At 62.8% G+C, this 309-nt stretch carries 1 protein-coding gene; it reads left to right on the top strand.

Going from position 1 to position 309, the window contains the following annotated elements:
- A partial coding sequence (locus tag WDW90_RS38695; protein ID WP_336492945.1) for a helix-turn-helix domain-containing protein occupies positions 1-181 on the top strand: 181 nt, incomplete at its 5' end.
- Positions 182-309 lie beyond the last annotated feature (128 nt).

Here is a 309-nt window from a genome sequence, read left to right on the forward strand (position 1 = left end):
TCTGGCGGACGCGCTCGGCATTTCGCAGGTCCACATCAACCGCGTGCTGCAGGCGTTACGGGCGAGCGACCTGGTCGTCTGGAGCAAGCACCGCCTGACCATCCCCGATGTGGAGCGGCTGAAGGCGTTTGCCGAGTTCGATCCGGGCTACCTGGACCTGCGCCCTGCCAGGGCTGCCTAGTCAACCATCTCCTCCCTTTTCGTGCCCTGCCGTGTCCTGCTCGCCCTGTGAAGCTTGCCGTAAGTGAATGCGGTTAGGAGCTGAAGGCTTGGCAGTGAATTGCGGTTTGAGGCGCGAGATGGTGGAGA

Source organism: Methylobacterium nigriterrae (genome assembly GCF_037106235.1).
GTDB lineage: Bacteria > Pseudomonadota > Alphaproteobacteria > Rhizobiales > Beijerinckiaceae > Methylobacterium > Methylobacterium nigriterrae.